The sequence below is a fragment of the Sphingomonas sp. ABOLH genome, assembly GCF_003951715.1.
GTDB classification, from domain to species: Bacteria; Pseudomonadota; Alphaproteobacteria; order Sphingomonadales; family Sphingomonadaceae; genus Sphingomonas; species Sphingomonas hankookensis_A.
Map to the genome: position 1 here is coordinate 1 of NZ_QQWV01000097.1, position 2,145 is coordinate 2,145.

Annotated in this window: 3 protein-coding genes; 2 read left to right on the top strand and 1 reads right to left on the bottom strand. The window is 70.1% G+C overall.

Features of this window, described 5'->3' with window-relative positions; genetic code table 11:
* Positions 1–217 (bottom strand): hypothetical protein (locus CA237_RS19335; RefSeq protein WP_206433027.1); only part of this gene is annotated, 217 nt, incomplete at its 3' end.
* A 66-nt stretch (positions 218–283) separates the two neighbouring features.
* Between CA237_RS19335 and CA237_RS19340 the strand changes: the two genes are divergently transcribed.
* Entirely contained in the window at positions 284–943 is a 660-nt protein-coding gene (locus CA237_RS19340) for a glutathione S-transferase family protein (RefSeq protein WP_066690090.1), read from the top strand.
* The gene (gene dapF / locus CA237_RS19345) at positions 940–1,890 is read left to right on the top strand and encodes a diaminopimelate epimerase (protein ID WP_066690092.1); all 951 of its coding nucleotides are present in this window, start codon (positions 940–942) and stop codon (positions 1,888–1,890) included. The genes CA237_RS19340 and dapF overlap by 4 nt, the downstream gene beginning before the upstream one ends.
* The last annotated feature ends 255 nt before the right edge of the window (positions 1,891–2,145 follow it).

The window sequence follows — 2,145 nt, forward strand, 5'->3', positions numbered from 1 at the left end:
GGCCCGGTTGCACCGGCGCGTCGCGGCGCTGGAGGCGCGGCTGGTCGCTCCCACGCCCCCCATCGTCCGGCCGGGCGGGAACGGGTGCCGCCTCCTCCGGCCGGACGATGGGGGGCGTGGGAGCGACCAGCCGCGCCTCCAGCGCCGCGACGCGCCGGTGCAACCGGGCCAGCGCGATCGACAGGGCGATCACGGCGAGGAGGAGGACTATCGTCACCGCCGTCGATTGTGGCACAGGCCGGGGGCCGGTGTCGCCCCCTTCGGGACCAATGGAGATGCACCCATGAAGATATACGGATCGACCATCTCGCCCTTCGTGCGCAAGGCGGTCGTCTTTGCCGAGGAAAAGGGGCTGGCGGTCGAGCTGGTCCCGACCGCGCCGGGGGACACCTCCCCGGCGTTCCGCGCGATCAGCCCGTTCGGTCAGATTCCGGCGCTGGTCGATGGCGACTACACGCTGGCCGATTCGACCGCGATCGTCACCTATCTGGAGGCGAAGCATGCCGAACCGGCGCTGATCCCCGCCGATCCGCAGGCCAGGGGGCGGGTGATCTGGTTCGATGAACTGGCGGATACGATTGTGTTTGGGGTCGGGCGGGCGATGCTGTTCAACCGGGTGGTCGGACCGTTGTTTCGCGGCGGCGCGGGCGATGCGGCGGTGGCGGATGCGGCGGAGCGCGACCAGTGGCCGGCGATCCTCGCCTATGTGAACGGCGCGATCGGGGGCCGGGCGTTCCTGGTCGGCGATACGCTGACGCTGGCCGATATCGCGATCGCCAGCGCGTTCGGCAGCGCGCTGCATGCGTGCGCGCCGGTCGATGCGGCGGCCTATCCGGATCTGGCGCGCTATCTGGACGCGATGCTGGCACGGCCCGCCTTTGCCACGCGGCTGGCGGGGGAGCGGGCGTTTATTCAACGCGCGCGTGAAAAGGTTTCGGCATGAAGTTCGCGTTTGTGAAGTGCCATGGGTCGGGGAATGATTTTCCGTTGATCGATGCGCGGGAGATGGCGCTGTCCGATGGCGAGTGGGCGCGGGTGGCGCGGGCGCTGGCGGACCGGGCGGGGGATGTCGGGGGTGACGGGCTGTTGCTGCTAACCGGTTCGGACCAGGGCAGTATCTTTGGGATGCGGATGTTCAATCCCGATGGGTCGGAGGCGGAGACGTGCCTGAACGGGCTGCGCTGTACCGCGCGGCTGGGGTTCGAGGTGACGGGGGCCGGCGAAGGCCAGGTGCGGTTGAAGACCAGCGTCGCACAGGCGCGCGCGGTGGCGCCGATCGCGAGCGGGGTGACCACGATCGAGACGAGGGTCGGGCCGGTATCGCTCAACCCCGGCGATGTCGGACTGACGGTCGGCGACGCGCCGTTCGTCGATGCGGTGATCCCCGGCCTGCCGAGCGCGCGGCGCTTTACCGCGGTGGCGATGCCCAATCCGCATCTGGTGGCGTTCGTCGAGGCGGTGGACGAGGCGGAGCTGGTCGCACTGGGCGACTGGTGCGAGGCGGCGCCGGCGCTGATTCCGACGCGGGCCAATGTCAGCTTCGTCGAGGTGCGCGAGACCGAGCATGCGCCCGCGCTGTTCGTGCGCACCTATGAGCGCGGGGTGGGGCTGACCAACAGCTGCGGCAGCGCGATGGCGGCGTCGACCCATGCGGCGGCGCGGACGGGCCGGATCGGCTGGGGCGTGGAGACGCGGGTCTTCAATCGCGGCGGCATGGTGCGGGCCAAGGCCGATGCGGACGGCGTGGTGACGATCGCGGGCAATGCGACGTTCGAGTGGGACGGGGAGATCGAGGTCGATCCGGCGACCGGCGGCGTGGGGGCGCTGCGGATCGTGGCGCGGCGGGAGGAGGAGGTTGCGGCCTGGGAAGGGATGCTGGCGGGGTTGTGATCCGGCACCTTCGCGGTTGTTTCGTGCAGAAGAAGAAGCGGGACCCCGGATCAGGTCCGGGGTGACGGGTGGGGTAAGTGCCGCGCACCAGCCGCGCCACCTGCCCCCCCCCCCGTTGGCTTCGAGCGGAGGTTCGAGCTTGTCGAGAACCGTAGTCGAGAAGGGGGTGGCCTGAACTCCGGGTTCTCGACGGGCGCTTCTCGACAGGCTCGAAGCTGCTCGAACCGAACGGTGTGGGTGGGGATAAAACGGGGT